Below are 16,030 nucleotides of genomic sequence, written 5' to 3' on the forward strand. Positions count from 1 at the left end.
CTCAGAGGAAGAGGGAGGCGGCGGTGGAGAGCATCTGGCTCACGTAGGTGGTCCAGCCGAACAGCGAGACAGCCACGTGGCCGGACAGGTCCTTCGTCTGCGAGTTGTTGGCCGGTTGGATGTCCAGCGCGTTGACTCCGTGGAGCTCCACTTGCTTGAGGCCGGCGTCCTTGCCGGTGCGCTCGAAGCTCAGGCGCTTCCAGCGCTCCTGTCCGTTCCAGCGCTCCACCAGCGACGAGCCATCCGCGAACGTCACCCTCACGTCCACCGGGATGCGGATGTCTCCGAGTCGGCTCACCTGCACCTCGCAGCGTTTCACCGGCTCGTCCTTCGCCGCGTCTCGAGGCTCGCGCTCCACCAGCAGGACGCCGCCCTTGCCGTCGTCGAAGAGGCCCTTCTTCCCGGCGCGCTCCTCGCACTCGATTGGGCCCACCGCGTAGTCCAGCGCGCCCGTCCCACGGAAGAACGTGTCGAAGAACCAGCCGAGGTCCTGCCCGGATACCTCGTTGACCACGGCGAAGAAGTCCTCGCCGCGCGGGTGGCGGAACTTCCAGCGCTCCACATAGGTGCGCATGATGCGCGCCATGGTCTCCTCGCCCACCAGCTGCTCCAAGGCGAAGAGCGTCAGCTGCGGACGACTGTAGGCGTTGCGGAAATAGTCTCCCCGGCTCCGGTACTGCCACGAGGCCTGGATGATGGGCGAGTTCTCGCGCAGGCCGCTCATGCCGCGCATCCGGTCTCGCTCATCCCAGTCTTGGGCGAACAGGGGTCCCACCCATCCGCGCAGGGGGCTGGGAAGGAAATCGGCCGGGTTGGCCCTCACGTCCTCGGCAAGGCACAGCTTGTAGGTCCCATAGCTGTTGATGCCCTCGTCCAGCCATGGCTCCTCGAACTCGTTCGAGGCGAGCAGTCCCTGCCAGTAGTTGTGGCCGAACTCGTGCGCCACCGTCTGCCAGATGATGAAGTCCTTGGGCTCGCCCGGCTCGGCGCGGCCCACCGCGGTGATGAAGGTGGGGTACTCCATGCCGCCCGCGGGTGTGCCGTCCGTAGGAGGGGCCACCACCGTCAGGTGCGAGTATGGCCACGGGGACCACCATCGCCCGAAGTGCTCTATCGACGCCTTGGCGGACGCCATGAGCTGCGGCCCCGAGCGGAGATGGTTCCTGTCCACGAGCACGGTGAGCCCCACCTCGGGCAGGCCCGGCGAGCGGAACACGTCCTCGAGCACTTCGAACCGCTCCGAGGCGGTCCAGGCGAAGTCGTGCACGTCATCCTGGTGGTAGCGCAGCGTCTGAGTGCCGTCCGGATTCTCGCGGCGATCCACGAGCACGCCCGTGGCGCCCACCTTCATCGCCTGGGGCACCGTCAGGCGCACGTCGTAGGTGCCGAAGTCGGCGTAGAACTCGGAGGCAGCGTGGTACTGGTGGCAGTTCCAGCGGGGGCTCGTGGCGCCGCCCTCGGGGGGCACCTCCAGCACGCCCAGCTTCGGAAACCACTGGCCCATCAGATAGAAGCCACTGTCCGTGCGGCCGGCGCGGAGGATCACCTTGGGCACGCGCGCCTCCCACTCGAGCTCCAGCGTCACCTGGCCGCCGGGAGGCACCGGCTCGGGCAGCGTCACGGTGAAGACCGTCTGGTCCTCCGCGTTGTCATCGTCCGGATGCTCGAAGCGCAGCGTGGGCAGCAGATCCGCCCCGCCTTTCACCCTCAGGGCCTTCACGTTCGAGTAGCCCCACTCGTCTTTCTTGCGCTCGGGGTAGGAGGGGGAGTTCGCGTCCTCGTTGCGGATGCCTCCCATCGCCTTGGAGTCCCGGTAGAACGTGGAGCGGTCGTTCTTGAAGGCGTTCCAATACAGATGGAACCACAGCGTGGCCTGAGGCTCGGCGCTCCGGTTGCGCCAGGTGACAGTCTCCTGACCGGTGAGCGCGTGGGTGGAGGGGTCCAACCGGGCGTCGATCTCGTAGTCGGTGACGCGCTCGGAGAGGGGCGGGCCGAGGGTGCGGCCCTGCTTGTCAAAAGCGGGAGGGGCCGGTGACTCCGCGGCGAGCGCGGGCACCTGACCCAGGAGCAGCAGCAAGGAGAGGACGCGTGTCATCGGGGCGGGAGCTTCGCATGCGGGCGGGGTGGATGACCCGCCTCACATGCGGCTCGCCGCGGCTCACGAGAACACGTTCACGTCGCCGTGGACGGGGAGCAGGGCCACGTCCTTGCCACCCCGGTACGTTTGTCGCGCCGGCACCGAGACGAGCTCCCACGTGGGGAGCACCACCGCCGTGAGCGAGCGGCCGTAGACGCACCCGGTGTCGATGCCCACCGCGTACTCGGTGACGAGCGGCCGGTCGAACACGGTGTGTCCGAAGATGACGCGCTCGGGGCCCTTCCAGTGGTGCGTCCAGAAGCGGTAGTCCGCTGGCGCCTTCGAGGGCCAGAAGCTCTTGCGCTCCGGGGGCCGCACACACTGGGCGTGCAGCAGGTGGTAGGGGTCCTGGTTCGCGATGGACTTGCCGGGCAGGACACCCGCGTGGACCACGGCGGCGTTGTACTCGGGCAGGAGGATGAAATGGGGCAGGGTGGCGAAGTAGTCGAGGTGCTCGGGGCCGAGGGCCTGCCGGGTCTCCAGGTGGTCCGGGATGAGGTCGGCGTCCTTGCGGCGGCGCTGTTGCAGGTGCTTCTCCTCGTGGTTGCCGAGGATGGACTCGTGCTGCATGGCCAGCTCGACGCACTCGCGGCGCTTGGGGCCGCGGTCGACCAGGTCACCCGTGAAGATGATCCGGTCACTCGAGGTGGCGCCCACCTTGTCGAGCAGCTCCAGGGCCTCGTCGTAGCACCCGTGAAGGTCTCCGATGACGATGGTGCGGGACATGATGATACTTCCTTGAAGAAGTGGGCACCCGAGTGAAGAAGCCGGTTTGTCTGAATCCCAAATTCAGTGCCGACCGCCGGCGTCACCCCCATGAGAGTGGAGGTGGGTGGAGTCGAACCACCAAGGCTTGTAGGGCCTCTTCGGCCGGGTGCCCGAAAATTCGCTTCGCCTCCAGTGACGTGGAGTCTCGCTCATTCCTGACGGCGTGGCAGCTCGACCGTGAAGGTGGAGCCCTCTCCCGGGCGGCTCTGCACCCGAATGCTGCCGCCCATGGCCTCCACGATGCTGCGGGTGATGTAGAGCCCCAGCCCCAGGCCTCCCGAGTGGCGCTCCGAGACGGCTCGCTCGAACTTGCCGAAGATGCGCTCCAAGGCATCAGGCGCGATACCGATGCCCTGGTCGCGCACCACCAGGCGGACGCGCGCTCCCACCACCTCCACTTGGGCATGGATGGGGCGGCCGGCGCCATAGCGGATGGCATTGGAGATGAGGTTGGTGACGACCTGCTCCAGCCGCAGCCGGTCCCACCAGCCCGTCACATGTGGCCAGGCCTCCACCCGCAGCTCCGAGCCCGCTCGGGCCGCCTCGGGGGCGAACCAGGCCGTCACCTCGCACAGCACCTCGCCCAGGTCCGTGTCCGAGGGCTCCAGCTTGAGCTTCCCCCGCGACAGGCGGCTGACGTCGAGCAGCGCGTTGATGAGCGTGGACATCTTGTACACCTGGCGTTTGGCCACCTCCACGTGGCGCTGGAGCGCCTCGGTGCGGGTGTCCCCAGCGCCGCACCGCGGCAGCTCACGTGACAGGGCGGTGAGCTTGAGGTGCAGGGGTGTGAGCGGTGTCTTCAGCTCGTGCGAGGCCACCGAGAGGAACTCGTCCCGGAGCTGCACCGCAAGCTGGGCCTCGCGGTAGAGCCGGGCGTTGTCCACCGCGAGCGCGGCCCGGCGCGCCAGGTCCTCGGCCAGAAGTCGATCCTCCGGGTCATAGCGGTGCCTGGCACAGCAGTGGAAGAAGGTGAGCGCTCCGAGGGTGCGGCCCCGGGCGTGCAGGGGCACCGTCAGCACGGAGCTGACTCCGGTCTTGCGCAGCAACTCCAGGTGCCGGGCGTCACGCGCGTATTCAATGAGCCACTCGTCGGAGACGTCCTCCAGCAGCTCGGTCTTCCCCGTACGGACGACAGCCCCGGGTCCGCCTGCATCCTCTCGCCACTGGGGGTAGCTCCGGGCCAGCTCCCACGCCAGCTCCGCCCGGGTCGGGTCCACATGCGCCACCGCCAGCCGGCGCATGGGGCCCTCCGGCTCGACCATGTCCAGCAAGCACCCCTCTCCGAGCATCGGCACGGCCCGCTGCACGACATGGGCCAGCGTGTCTTCGTAGTCGAGCGAGCTGGCCAGGGTCTCGCTCACCGAGGAGAGGAAGGCCTGGCGGTGCTCCGCGCGTTTGAAGGTGGTGATGTCGGTGATGAAGCCCTCCAGGAGTTGCACCCCGTCCGGGCTCTCGCCGAGGCCCACCCCGCGCTCCCACACCCAGCGTTCCTCGCCCTTGCGCGTGTAAATCCGATAGGTGAGGGTGAAGGGGCTCCGCGAGGCGAGCGCCCTCTGGATTCCCTCCCAGACCTGCTGGACGTCCTCGGGGTGGATGAGCGACCGCCAGAGCACGACGTGTTCGGTGAGCTCCTCGGGGCTGTACCCGGTGAGCTCCAGGGCGCCCGGGCTGGCGTACATCAGGGGGTAGCGGGGATCATTGGGACACCGGTAGGCCATCCCCCGTAGATTTCCCAGCAGGGTGCGTAGCATGCGCTCGCTGTCACTCTCGTGGGTCTGGCCTGGAGCGGGAGGGGGTTCGGCTTCAGGCTGGGGTCCCCACATGCCCTGTCCTCCTCCCCCTGCCGGGTTTCCAGGGGGGACATTTGGGCAACCTCTCGGGCTTCCCGGGTCGTCCGGGCCACCTGGCACCCGGGGCGAAGCCTGCCCGGCCGGGGCCCGGAGCCGAAAACTGCCCGGAAATGGGACGGAAAATCCCCGGTGTCAGGAATCCCGAGCGGGTTCCGTCCCTGTCCTCCAGTACCCCTCGTGTGCCCTCTGTCGGACATTCGGGGACCGTGTCATCGGGAGACCGCCTTCGGATGCCGTCGTGCTACCTTGACCCGCCGTTTCACCGAACCCCACCCTGCTCAGGCAGGTGGCTCATCCTTCCAGGCGGCGTTTCGAGGACCTTCTGGTGTTCGACGATCTCACGGATGACGAACTGTTCGCAGAGGTGCTCCAGCGCCGCGCCGGCGGCGACGCGGTGGGGGCGCCCCTTGGTGCGCTGTGTGAGCGCTGGGCCCGTCCGGCCCGCTATGTCATCTCCAAGATTCAGGCCAGCTACGGCCGTGGCTCTCCGGCGGACGCGGACGAGCTCTATCAGGACGCTGTCGGCAAGTTCCTCGACCGAGGCCTGGACCAGTTCCGGGGCGTCTCCGAGCAGATGCCCGGGCGCAGCGCGTCTCCCAAGACGTTCTTCCTGCGCATCGTCAAGCACGTGGCCATCGACTTCTACCGGCGCCAGCGCGAGGACCTCGCGCCTGCCGCGTCGGACCCCGATGAGGTCATGGAGGAGCCAGCCTCCGAGGTGGCTCGCGCGGTGGACTTGTCTCGGCGCAGCGAGGAGCGCTCCGAGGCGCAGGAGCTCTACTGGCGTGCCTTCGAGCGCCTGCAGCAGGAGCACCCCAAGGAAGCTGGTGCGTGGGACCTGTACCACCACCAGGACGTAGAGGACCACGAGGAATGCGCCCGGCGCCTGAACATCAGCGTGGTCAACTCGTACAAGCGCGTCAGCCGCGCACAGGCCTACCTACGGCTCTATCTGCTCGACCTCCAGCAGGAGGGCGGGCACGAGTGAGCCCCCCACGTACCCGGAGGAGGGTACTTACATGGTCGTCGACACACTCTCTCGTTATCAGGCCCGGCGTGCGCAGCTCATCCGGGGTGGTGCTTCCAACGGCGGTTCGCTCGAGGCGATTGGAGACGTTCTCCGGCGCGCCGAGCGGTTGGGCAGAGAGGGCGTCGAGCAGGCCCTTCGGGGGTTGACCCGCGCGGACATCGACGGCTGGCTGCGGTCGCAGAAGCCCGAGGCACTTCAGCCCGCGCTGCTGCGCGCTGCGGAAGAAGCCGCCGAGGCCGCGCTGGGAGAGGAAGGCGAAGAAGCCGAGGTTTGGCGCACCTCCTCCATGGACGGACTTACCGCGCGCGACAGGGCCGAGTCCGCCGCGCGCGCCATCGGCGAGTGGGAATCAATTCATGGGGCGCTCGATGGAGAGGCGGCAGCGCGGTTGAAGGCGTTTCGCGACGGCCTGGGACGTCTGGATGCCGCGCTCCGTCCCAAGGCCCGCTGGTTCATCCCGTTGAATTCGCAACGCCGGGCTGAGCGCGACATCCTCGATACGGCCGAGCGGCCCCGGGCCTGGTGGTTCACGGAGCGCGCGGATTGTGACGACTTCCTCGCCGCGCTGAGCAGCCGGCCCGAGCGGCCAGGGCCGCACCTGCAGAGTTGCTCGGATTGCCGTGCGGACCTGGCGAATAGTGAGACCGTCGAAGTTCCCCCCAAGCGGCACCTGAGTGCGGATGACCTGTGGCGCTTCGACATGGGGTTGATGTCGGCCACGGAGCTGAACTGGGTGGATGGACATACGGAGAAATGCATCGAGTGTGCACAGGCCATCTGGGCGCTGGAGGAGGGAGACGAGGCCATCGAGCAGGCGCTGGACGAGCAGCCCGCCGCCTCGGCCCGCACCTCGCGCACCGCGGAGCCCCCCGCGCGCAGGCCCGGCGCCGCGCGCCATCCCGAGCAGCGTGAAGTCCTGGAGGAGCGGCGAGAGTTCCGCGTGGTGCTCGTGAGAGAGCGTCAGCGGGCCCGGCTCCTGGTTCAACCCCTCGCGGGGCGTGCCGTGACGGCGGCCGTCTTCCTGGCTCCCGGCAAGCCCTCGCTCAAGCCGCAACAAGGCCCTGAAGGTCTCCAGTTTGACCTCGGCACCGGTGGCGGTCGCAGCGCCCACCTCATGGTGCGGGTGGGCAACAACGAGATCTTCGAGCGCGACTTCTCCTTTTAGGTACGCCCTACCGGCCGAGCTCCTGCAATTCTCCCGACGGAGCCAGCCGCACACCGCCAGGTGCCGTGTGCGCCAGGGAGACCATCGCCCTCGCGACGGTGCGGGCCTCGATGGGGCGGCTGGCCAGCGGGCGCAGCAGGGGCGCGAGCACTCGCGAGGCGATGATGGCCGCGTGCTCACCCAGACGGCTCTCGGCGCGCTCGCCGAGCAGCAACGACGGCTGGAGGATGACGAGCGACTCGAAGCCCATGGCCTTGAGGGCCTCCTCCGTCTCTCCCTTCACGCGGTTGTAGAAGACGCGCGAGCGCGCATTGGAGCCGAGCGCCGTCACCACGAGGAGGCGCCGCACGCCTGCCTTCTTCGCGGCGCTCGCGAAGGCCAGCACGGCGTCATGATCCACGGCGCGGAAGGCCTCCTGGCTGCCAGCCTTCTTGATGGTGGTGCCCAGGGTGCAGAAGGCATCCTGGGCGGGCGGCAGCGCTTCATCGCCGAGCCGGGCGAAGTCCACGGTGTGCTGGACGAGCTTCGGGTGCTGCCGGGGCAGCGGACGGCGGCCCAGCGAGTGCACTTCCCGGTACCGCTGATCCTCGAGCAGCGCGTCGAGCAGAAAGCCTCCGACGAGCCCGCTCGCGCCGGCCACGAGCGCGGTGCGTGTTTGCGTTTCCATGCGCGGGATGCTCAGCACAACCCGTGCGCTGGCGCCAGGGGCGCTTCAGCCTACTGTCCGACGGACTGGGTCGACTAATGGTTGACGCGGGGCGGCTGGGCGACGCGATCCACCGGGGCCTGGGGATGAATGACGCCACCGAGCTGGGCGGACAGCGGGCGGAAGTCGTTGGTGAGGAAGGCGATGACGAGCGGCAGCAACGGTGGGTTCTTGCTGAGCGCCATGCCACAGATGTCGAGGTAGTCGCTCCCCTGGACGCCCCCCGCGACCCGGTAGCGGATGCAGCGCCCGTCGTCGCGGGGACGCTCGTCCTCGCGCACCAGCTCGCGCGAGTGGATGCCCTTCTTCATGACGAGCTTCTCGGCGCCCAGCTCGATGAACACCGGATCCACGCCCCACTGGCCCTGGATGAGGGTGGAGGGCCCGCCCGCCTTGATGGTGACGTTCAGCTCCTGGTTGGCCAGGGTGCCCTTCACCCTGTTGCCGTCCACCAGGGAGACCACGTGGGCGCGGTTGTCCTTCCAGGAGCCGTCCGGCTGCGGCAGGGCACGGTACGTGGGGGAGTCCACCTTCTCCGCGTTGAACCAGACCCCCCCGATGCGGCCGGCGGGCAGGGAGCGGGGCCTCTCGGCGATGAGATTGGTGACCGGCACCGAGGCGTCCACCGGCTCGAAGCGCACCGTGCCCATCCACGCCTTGCCCGTGCCGCTGAGCATCAGCCCGGCCATGATGGCCTTGGCCTCCTGGGGCACGTCCAGCACCACCTCGTAGCGCTTGCACTGCGTGGTGCCCACCAGCGCACGCGACTGCATGTTGTCGAAGGCGAGCGGCTCCTTGGGGTCCTCCCCCTCTACGCGCATCCACAGGCCAGCCCAGCCCTGTACGTTCTCGGTGCGTACTACCGCCGAGAAGCGCAGCCGCTTGCCGCGGAAGGTCTGCGCGCCGAAGGCCTGCATGAAGGTGCCGTAACCAGAGGGAATCGCGTGCAGCGAGCGCAGGTACGCGCTGCGGTTGCCCTCGCACGGGTTCTCCGTGTCCAGGCCCGCCTCGTACAGCTTGGGGGTGCTCTCGGTGACGAACCACCCCTCGGGCAGGGCCTTCTTGTCCTCGGCGGCCGAGGCGGGGCCTCCCAGGGCGAGCACCGCCACCCAGAGGAGCGTCAGGATTTGCTTCATCCGGTCGGTCATGGCGGTGCCTTTCACAGCGGATAGGGCCCGGTGGCGCTCAGCGCGTCCGTTGGAATTCCCGAGTGGCCTTCGTAGCGGGGCACCTCGCCCACGCCCTGGGGGTACTGCACCAGCAGCCCGCGCGCCAGCGCCTCCGAGGCACAGGTTTCCTGGCTCGTGAGATCCGGGCAGGCGACCAGCCGCTCGGGCAGTTCGGGGAGCTCCATCGGCAGCGCCATCACGGGGAAGTCCTCGTCCTGGGGCTGCGGCTGCATGGCCTGCTCGGGGCGGAGGACGAGGAGAGTCACCGCCGCCGCGGCCGCCATCATCACCCCCGCGGCGGCGGACACCCTGGGACGGTTCCAGCGGGCAGGGCGGATGACCCGGGCCTCCTGGACGGGGGCCTGGGCCACCTCGCGCAGCTGCTCCTCCAGCAGGGCCTCGCGCTGGAGGATGAGGGCACAGGGCGGGCAGGCGATGGTGTGGGCCTCGAGGGCCGCCGCGGCTTCCGGCTGCAATGCACCCAGCACGTACTGCTCGGCGTCGGCGGGGTGGATGTGCGGCTGGTTCATGATGCTTCCTCCTCGAGGGCGCCCCGCAGCTTCTTGCGGACCTCGCACAGGATTTGACGGACGCGCTGCACGGACAAGCCGGCGCGCGCGGCCACTTCGGCGTGCGGCAGCTCTTGGCCGTCACACGCCAGTTGAAAGACACGCTGAGCACTCGTCGAGCACTCGCGCAGGGCCGCCTGGGCCCGGGCCAGCTGTTCCTCGGAAAGCAGGCGCCGCTCGGCGGACACCGAGGGGTCCACCGGGTGGTGGGACTCGGGCAGCTCCTCCACCGGGCCGGCCAGGGACTCGCGGCGGGCCCGGCGCGCCTCGTCGGCGGCGAGGAAGGCCGCCTGGGTGAGGGCGAGGTTGGGTAGGCGCAGCTCGGTGAGCATCCCCTTCTGCTGCTGCTGGATGAGCCGGGTCCACGTCTCCTGGGCGATCTCCTGGGCCCGGTCCACCCGGACCCCCCGGGCCAGCAGCGAGACCACGACGCGGTGGTGGTAGCGGGAGATGAGGGCGTTCCAGGCGGCACGCTCCCCGTTCAGGGCGCGTCGTGCGAGCTCGGCCTCGTCCTCCAGCGCACTCCCCCCCGGTCGCGCGCTCTCCTCCGGCTGTCGCACCACGCTCCGAATTGGTTGCACCAAGGCCACACCCATTGTGTCTTCCCGAGCTTCCACGGGCCCGCCGGGGTCTCGCTGCTGCCCGGTGCCTGGGAAACGTCCCGTGTCGGTGGACATATCGGAGGGGGGTGGCGGGGGGCGTCAGTTGAAGGCTGGGCTCTCTCCCGAGGCCCACTTCATCTGGGACAGCTTGACCACCCCCTGGCAGCGGGCACACACCTGCCCCTTGTCGTCGTACATCCGGGCGGAGGCGAAGAGGGTGGAGGTGCCGACGCTGTCGATGGTGGCCTCGGCACGGACGACGTTGCCGCGGAGGGGCCGCTCGAAGCTGATGGAGAGCTGCATGGTGGCGGCGCGGCGGGTGGGGTCCACCAGGGCGGGGGTGCAGCCGATGGCGTAATCGAAGAGGGCGGAGATGATGCCCCCGTTGATGGCGGCGGTGCCCAGCCCGCCCCGGTGCTCGGGACGGACCTCGGAGAGGGCAACGACCACCTTTTCACCCTGGGGAAAGCTCAACCGCGCTCCGAACAGACGCATGGTCTGACTCTGGTTGAACTGTTCGGCGTAGCGGTCCAGTTGCTCCTGGCTCGGACGGGTGTCTGCTTCGGACATGGCGCGACTCTACTGGTAGAACGTCGTCCATGCCTCGCCTGCCGCGTCTGTCCGTCCTTGTCCTGCTGGCCTTCTCGGGATGCACGGAGTTGCGCGGCTGTGGGGCATCCGAGCCAGCTCCGGCCGCTGTCGCCGTAGCCCCGGACGCCGGGACGCCGGACGCCTCCACTCCCAGTGTGGCTCTCCCGCCGCCCGAGGCCCGCTACGCGAAGAAGTGGCTGGTCATCGTCCACTCCTCGTCCGTCCCGGGGGAGGGGAGCGAGGTGCTGGAGGCGATGAGGGAGAAGGGGTTGCCCGCGGAGCCCCTGCGGCTGTCCACCAACGCCTTCCGGGACCTGCGCCCGTGTCTGGAGGTGGTGGTGGCGAAGGTGTTTGCGGCGAGGGCGGAGGCGGAGGCCTTCCGGAAGCAGCTCTCCGAGGCGGGGGTGGAGGCGTACGTGAAGAACGCCGGGCCGCTGGAGCCCGAGCGGGAGCGCCGGGATGCTACCTGTCGCGCCGAGGCCGAGGCCCATGCTGCCCGTGCCGAGGCCCTGAACCGGCGGACGGTGCCGCGCTTCGTGGAGTCGCACGCCGGGCGCACCTTCATGCTGCTGGGTGAGGGGACCACGAGCGTCGCGCTCGAGCCGGTGGACGCGCGCCGGAGCGTCTGGATGGCTTCGGTGGAGGAGGACCCCATGGGCCTGTTCGTGAAGGGGGACACGGTGGACCTCTACGGCGCGGCCGGGCCCGTCCAGGCGGGCTGTACGGTGAAGGGGTTCGCGTGGATCAACCGGGGCGTGCCCCACTTCGGCTACTTCCAGCAGGAGCCGCCGCCCGAGGCTCCGGGCTGTGGCCGGCCCTGGGCCTTCGCCGAGCTGGACTGCTCGGTGGCGCCGGACGTGCTGGCGTTCGCCCTGCCCGCGGGCTCGAAGGCGCCGGTGTTCTTCGAGGCCAGTGAGGGGCCCTCCGCCGAGACTCTGGCTGCTCAGGAGGAAGCGCTCCGGCGCTCTGCGCGTTTTGCCGCGCTGCGCTCCGAGGGCTCCATCCAGGCGGAGCAGGTGCAAGAGAGACTGAGCCAGGAGGTGAAGGCGTTCCGCTTCGCCTCTGGGGACACTCATGCCGTCTTCACGGTGGCGCGCTTCCGCACGGGCGAGGGCAACTCGGTGTGCGGCAGCGACTACAACCAGCAGGTCACCCGGGCCGTGGTGCTGGGGCCGGGCGGGGAGCGGACGCTCGGTCGCGAGGAGCTGGCGGGCGAGGACGTGGTGGGGGTGCTGGACCTGGAGGGGGACGGGAAGGTGGAGCTGCTCGTGCAGGAGTCCTGGCCCTCGCAGGCGGTGCGGCTGCTGAAGGAGGACGGCTCCGAGCTGGCCGGGGCGGTGGTGGAGAACTGCGACTGCGGGTGTTGAGACGCCTCGGAAATGCTCCCCCGTAGGGCAGGCGGGCGAGTCCCTGCGTGGAACGTCCTTCCACTCGGACGGAAACTCGTTAGAAGCAGGGTTTGCCTCTAGAAAAGCACCTTGCCTTGAACGCCGACGAACTCCTCAAAGACCTGAACGATCCCCAGAAGGAAGCGGTCCTCCACGGGGATGGTCCGCTCCTCGTCCTGTCGGGCGCGGGCAGCGGCAAGACGCGCGTCATCACCCGCCGGGTGGCTCACCTGGTGAAGGTGCGGGGCGTCTTCCCCTGGCGCATCCTCGCCGTCACCTTCACCAACAAGGCCGCGCGCGAGATGCGGGAGCGGCTCTTCCATCTGCTCGGGGCCCAGGCGCACGAGTTGGTGGTGAGCACCTTTCACTCCTCGTCGGCGATGATCCTCCGCCGCGTCCTCCGGGACGAGTCGGTGGGGCGGGATGAGTCGCTGGAGTCGGTGGTGGGCGGACTCACCCCCTCGTTCGTCATCTACGATGATGGAGACCAGCTCCAGCTCGTGAAGCGCGCCATGCGCGAGGTCCGCGTGGACCCCGTCATGCAGCCGCGGGAGATCCTCCACCGCATCGACCAGGAGAAGAACGCGGCGCGCCTCCCGGACGACATGGAGGTGGACACGGAAGACCTGCGCGGGATGGTGGTGCAGAAGACCTACCGGGCCTACCAGCGGCTGTTGCGCGCGGCGAACGCGGTGGACTTCGGCGACCTGCTCCTGCTGCTGGTGGCGCTCTTCCGCAAGCGCCCGGATGTGGCGGACCAGTACCGGCGACGCTTCCAGCACATCCTGGTGGACGAGTTCCAGGACACCAACCCGGTGCAGTACGAGCTGCTGCGCCTGCTGGCGCCCCCGGAGCGGCGGCCCAACCTGGTGGTGGTGGGCGATGACGACCAGTCCATCTACCGCTGGCGTGGAGCGAGCGTGGACAACATCCTCGGGTTTCCGGAGTCGTACGCGGGCGCCCGGGTGGTGAAGCTGGAGCAGAACTACCGCTCGGACCAGAACATCCTGGACGCGGCGCATGCGGTCATCGCGCGCAACACGCGGCGCATGCCGAAGAAGCTGTGGAGCGATCGGCCCAAGGGCGAGAACCTCTCGCTGATGATGAACCGGGACGAGCGCGCCGAGGCCCAGGACGTGGCGCGCCGCATCCACGAACTGCAGCGCGAGGGCTTCATCAAGTACGCGGGGATGGCGGTGTTCTACCGCACCAACGCGCAGAGCCGCGTGCTGGAAGAGGCGCTGCGGCTGGCGCGGGTGCCGTACACGCTGGTGAGCGGGCGCAGCTTCTACGACCGGGCCGAAGTGCGGGACGCGGCGGCCTACCTGCGGCTGATGGTGAACCCGCGCTCGGACGCGGACCTGCTGCGCATCATCAACACGCCAGCGCGCGGTATCGGCGACACCACGGTGGAGCGGCTGGTGGACTGGGCCCAACAGGCGGGGGTGAGCCTGTACGAGGCCACCGCGGCGCCCGAGCGGATTACCGGCCTCAACTCGGCGGCGGTGCGCCGGCTCACCGGCTTCCACGCGGTGGTGTCCTCGCTGCACGCCTACGCGCAGGAGTCCAAGGACGCGGCGAGCGCGGTGGACCAGATGCTGAGGGAGACGCTCCTGGTGGACTCGCTCGTCACGGAGGGCAGTGACGAGTCGCTGACGCGGGCGGAGAACCTGCGAGAGTTCCTGGGTGCCGCGCAGGAGTTCGACCTGAACCGTGCAGCCGCGGCGGTGGCGGCGTCGTCGGTGGGGGACGAGGAAGGCGCGATGCCCGCGAGACCTCCGGAGGAGGAGGGCCTGGACGACTCGCCCCTTACGGCGGACGTGCCCCCGCTCAATGCCTTCCTGGAGCAGATCAGCCTGGTGGGCGAGGCGGATGCGGAGGTGGGCGAGGGTCGGGTGGCGTTGATGACGCTGCACGCGGCGAAGGGGCTCGAGTTCGATGCGGTGTTCATCACCGGCATGGAGGACGGCGTCTTCCCGCACTCGCGCTCGCTGGCGGCGGATGACCCGGACGGGGAGGAGATGGCCGAGGAACGGCGGCTCTGCTACGTGGGCTTCACGCGCGCGCGCAAGAGGCTGTTCGTGAGCCTGGCGCAGTGCCGCTCGCTGTTCGGCGAGCTGCGCTACAACCCGCCCTCGCGCTTCCTGCGGGAGGTGCCGCAGTCGCTCTTCGGCTTCGCGGAGCAGGAGTTGGAGACACCGGCGCCGAAGGCGTCGCCGATGATGACGCGCAAGCGCAACTGGGCCGAGGAGGACGATGGCCCGCGCATCGACCGTTCCTACTCCCAGACGTCGGACATGGACGGCGTGAGCGGAGACGTGCGCGGGATGCGGGTGCGCCACGAGCAGTTCGGCATGGGGCGCATCGTGTCGACGGACGGCAGCGGACCCAACGCGAAGGTGACGGTGGAGTTCGGTGGGGGCGTGGGCCTCAAGCGCGTCATCGCCCGCTTCCTGATGCCGGGGTGAGGGAACGTTGTTGTCACTCGAGGAACCGTCGTTCCCATCGGCGCGTGTCCTCCATGGACTGGAAGGTATGGAGACGCGGCTCGTGGTAGAGCCAGGGCTCCAGCACGCGCGCCAGTTCCCGGTACTCGGGCAAGACGTTGCCCTGCTCGGTGTCACCAGCCTCGGGCCAGAGCCCCAGGGAGACAACGCCCCTATCACCCTCCATCGCCTGGACGGTGGTTTCCGGATGGCGCAACTGGGCGCTAAGCCCGGATACACCGCCCAACTCCCCCAGCACGGGCTGTCCGAGGAAAGTCAGCCAGGAGGGGCCCCGTACCTGGGTGCCAATGTGTAACGAGATCCAATCGATGTCCGGAACATCCATGCCCGGGTAGCGGAGGCGCAGCTTGTGAACTTCTCTCTGCACTCCTACCAGGCTGGTATCGCAGTGGAAGGAGAGCCCGGCATTGCCAGTACAGAAGGGCAGTCCCGAGGCCAGCTCCATCGCGAGCTCTCGTACCCGTCTCGGACCATGCTCCTCAATGTACTCGGTGGGCAACCAGAAGGAGACAGCGGAGACCGCACCCGGATGTCCCTTGAAGAAAGGACCTTCCAGCTCCCTGCCCTGGTAGCTGAATTGATAGCTCCGCTGATTGTCCGCCACGCCCGATAAGTCAATCATGGCCATCTGCGGGTGTCGCAGGTTGCCATGGATGAGTTCCCATCCAACAGCATCGAGCGACTGCCAGAAGCCTTCTTCATCCGCGTACAAAGTGAGCGCATCAGGGCCAACCGCACGGAGGTACGTCTCCAACGATTGATGGATGGCTTGCGTGATTGTCGCATGGGAATGGCGCATGAAGAATGTCAGGGCCAGCCCATCCCTGATCAGCAGGTACCCGTTCTTGGCGTGGATGCGTATTCGCGGGTAGTGCTCAATCATAGAATGCTCCAATCCAAGGCATGATGCGCCCAGCAATGGGGGCTATGAAGTCCAGGTACATGCGTCCTTGGGTGGAACCCGCGAACGGATGTCCCGGTGGATATGGGGTCCATTTGGGCATCGAGCCAGTATCCACACAGGGAAACTTGAAGTCGTAGACGGCTTGTGCATGGAGCGGATCCCCCTCGTGGATCACCACGTCGGGCTTCAGGGTGCCCTTCAACTCTCCGCCATTGCCGGACTCTTCGAGCACTTGTTCCTCTTCGGCGCTGACCAACTCCTTTTCGCCTGTCTCCATGTCGGTGATGCGGTAGCGCTGTTCCAGACTGAATCTCCCGGGCCGCACCCGACTCAGCGCTTCCTCGGCGCATTTCCGAGCGACCTCATGCATCTCGATACCGAGTCGCATGGCCCACGTGACGCGCCTGCCTTGGGACTTTGTTTCCTGCTTGCACTCGCTCGCATCAGGTGCAGGGCCCTTGAATTGCTTCGGATACCGGAGGAGCACTTCAGTGCGTGCCTGGTTCGCGCATTTCTCGAGTTCCTCCTCAATGGTTTTCTTCGCCGTTTCATCGAGCATCACCTTCAGGACGGCGGTGGCGGAGGCCATCGTCTTCTCGCGAGCCGCGCCACCCGCGCCCGTAAATTCGAGGACGCGGACACTG

Annotated in this window: 14 protein-coding genes; 4 read left to right on the plus strand and 10 right to left on the minus strand. The window is 68.4% G+C overall.

Going from position 1 to position 16,030, the window contains the following annotated elements; all coding sequences use genetic code 11:
* Position 1 precedes the first annotated feature (1 nt).
* The 3 genes from OV287_RS12885 to OV287_RS12895 all read right to left on the minus strand — a co-directional run bounded on the left by OV287_RS12885 (position 2) and on the right by OV287_RS12895 (position 4,623).
* Complete coding sequence (locus OV287_RS12885; protein ID WP_267534314.1) at positions 2-2,095, minus strand: M1 family metallopeptidase; 2,094 nt, start codon at positions 2,093-2,095, stop codon at positions 2-4.
* 63 nt (positions 2,096-2,158) lie between these two features.
* Entirely contained in the window at positions 2,159-2,863 is a 705-nt protein-coding gene (locus OV287_RS12890) for a metallophosphoesterase (protein WP_267534315.1), read from the minus strand.
* A 191-nt stretch (positions 2,864-3,054) separates the two neighbouring features.
* Entirely contained in the window at positions 3,055-4,623 is a 1,569-nt protein-coding gene (locus OV287_RS12895) for a sensor histidine kinase (RefSeq protein ID WP_267534316.1), read from the minus strand.
* Between the two features lie 457 nt (positions 4,624-5,080).
* On the opposite strand from OV287_RS12895, the gene OV287_RS12900 reads away from it, so the two are divergent.
* Both OV287_RS12900 and OV287_RS12905 read left to right on the plus strand, forming a co-directional pair.
* The gene (locus OV287_RS12900) at positions 5,081-5,743 is read left to right on the plus strand and encodes an RNA polymerase sigma factor (protein WP_267534317.1); all 663 of its coding nucleotides are present in this window, start codon (positions 5,081-5,083) and stop codon (positions 5,741-5,743) included.
* Positions 5,744-5,774: 31 nt separating this feature from the next.
* Positions 5,775-6,950 (plus strand): hypothetical protein, encoded by a 1,176-nt coding sequence (locus tag OV287_RS12905; RefSeq protein ID WP_267534318.1) that lies wholly within the window; start codon positions 5,775-5,777, stop codon positions 6,948-6,950.
* A 7-nt stretch (positions 6,951-6,957) separates the two neighbouring features.
* Here OV287_RS12905 and OV287_RS12910 read toward each other — a convergent pair whose 3' ends face one another.
* From OV287_RS12910 to OV287_RS12930, 5 genes are all read right to left on the minus strand, one after another.
* Positions 6,958-7,617, minus strand: coding sequence for an oxidoreductase (locus OV287_RS12910; RefSeq protein WP_267534319.1), 660 nt, complete (start codon positions 7,615-7,617; stop codon positions 6,958-6,960).
* Between the two features lie 74 nt (positions 7,618-7,691).
* Complete coding sequence (locus tag OV287_RS12915; protein WP_267534320.1) at positions 7,692-8,804, minus strand: AraC family transcriptional regulator; 1,113 nt, start codon at positions 8,802-8,804, stop codon at positions 7,692-7,694.
* 11 nt (positions 8,805-8,815) lie between these two features.
* Positions 8,816-9,355 (minus strand): anti-sigma factor, encoded by a 540-nt coding sequence (locus tag OV287_RS12920; protein ID WP_267534321.1) that lies wholly within the window; start codon positions 9,353-9,355, stop codon positions 8,816-8,818.
* Positions 9,352-9,975, minus strand: a complete 624-nt coding sequence (locus OV287_RS12925; protein WP_267534322.1) for an RNA polymerase sigma factor — start codon at positions 9,973-9,975, stop codon at positions 9,352-9,354. The genes OV287_RS12920 and OV287_RS12925 overlap by 4 nt, the downstream gene beginning before the upstream one ends.
* A gap of 120 nt (positions 9,976-10,095) precedes the next feature.
* Complete coding sequence (locus OV287_RS12930) at positions 10,096-10,566, minus strand: PaaI family thioesterase (protein ID WP_267534323.1); 471 nt, start codon at positions 10,564-10,566, stop codon at positions 10,096-10,098.
* A gap of 29 nt (positions 10,567-10,595) precedes the next feature.
* On the opposite strand from OV287_RS12930, the gene OV287_RS12935 reads away from it, so the two are divergent.
* Positions 10,596-11,954, plus strand: a complete 1,359-nt coding sequence (locus tag OV287_RS12935; protein ID WP_267534324.1) for a hypothetical protein — start codon at positions 10,596-10,598, stop codon at positions 11,952-11,954.
* 116 nt (positions 11,955-12,070) lie between these two features.
* The gene (locus OV287_RS12940; protein WP_267534325.1) at positions 12,071-14,443 is read left to right on the plus strand and encodes an ATP-dependent helicase; all 2,373 of its coding nucleotides are present in this window, start codon (positions 12,071-12,073) and stop codon (positions 14,441-14,443) included.
* A gap of 13 nt (positions 14,444-14,456) precedes the next feature.
* On the opposite strand, the gene OV287_RS12945 is transcribed toward OV287_RS12940, so the two are convergent.
* Together OV287_RS12945 and OV287_RS12950 are read right to left on the minus strand one after the other, a co-directional pair.
* Complete coding sequence (locus tag OV287_RS12945) at positions 14,457-15,365, minus strand: DUF3396 domain-containing protein (RefSeq protein ID WP_267534326.1); 909 nt, start codon at positions 15,363-15,365, stop codon at positions 14,457-14,459.
* Positions 15,358-15,975 carry a hypothetical protein gene (locus OV287_RS12950; RefSeq protein ID WP_267534327.1) on the minus strand — a complete coding sequence of 206 codons (618 nt, stop codon included), beginning with the start codon at positions 15,973-15,975 and terminating at the stop codon, positions 15,358-15,360. The genes OV287_RS12945 and OV287_RS12950 overlap by 8 nt, the downstream gene beginning before the upstream one ends.
* Positions 15,976-16,030: the final 55 nt, after the last annotated feature.

Origin of the sequence: Archangium lansingense, from assembly GCF_026626635.1 — a bacterium.
Lineage (GTDB): Bacteria > Myxococcota > Myxococcia > Myxococcales > Myxococcaceae > Archangium > Archangium lansingense.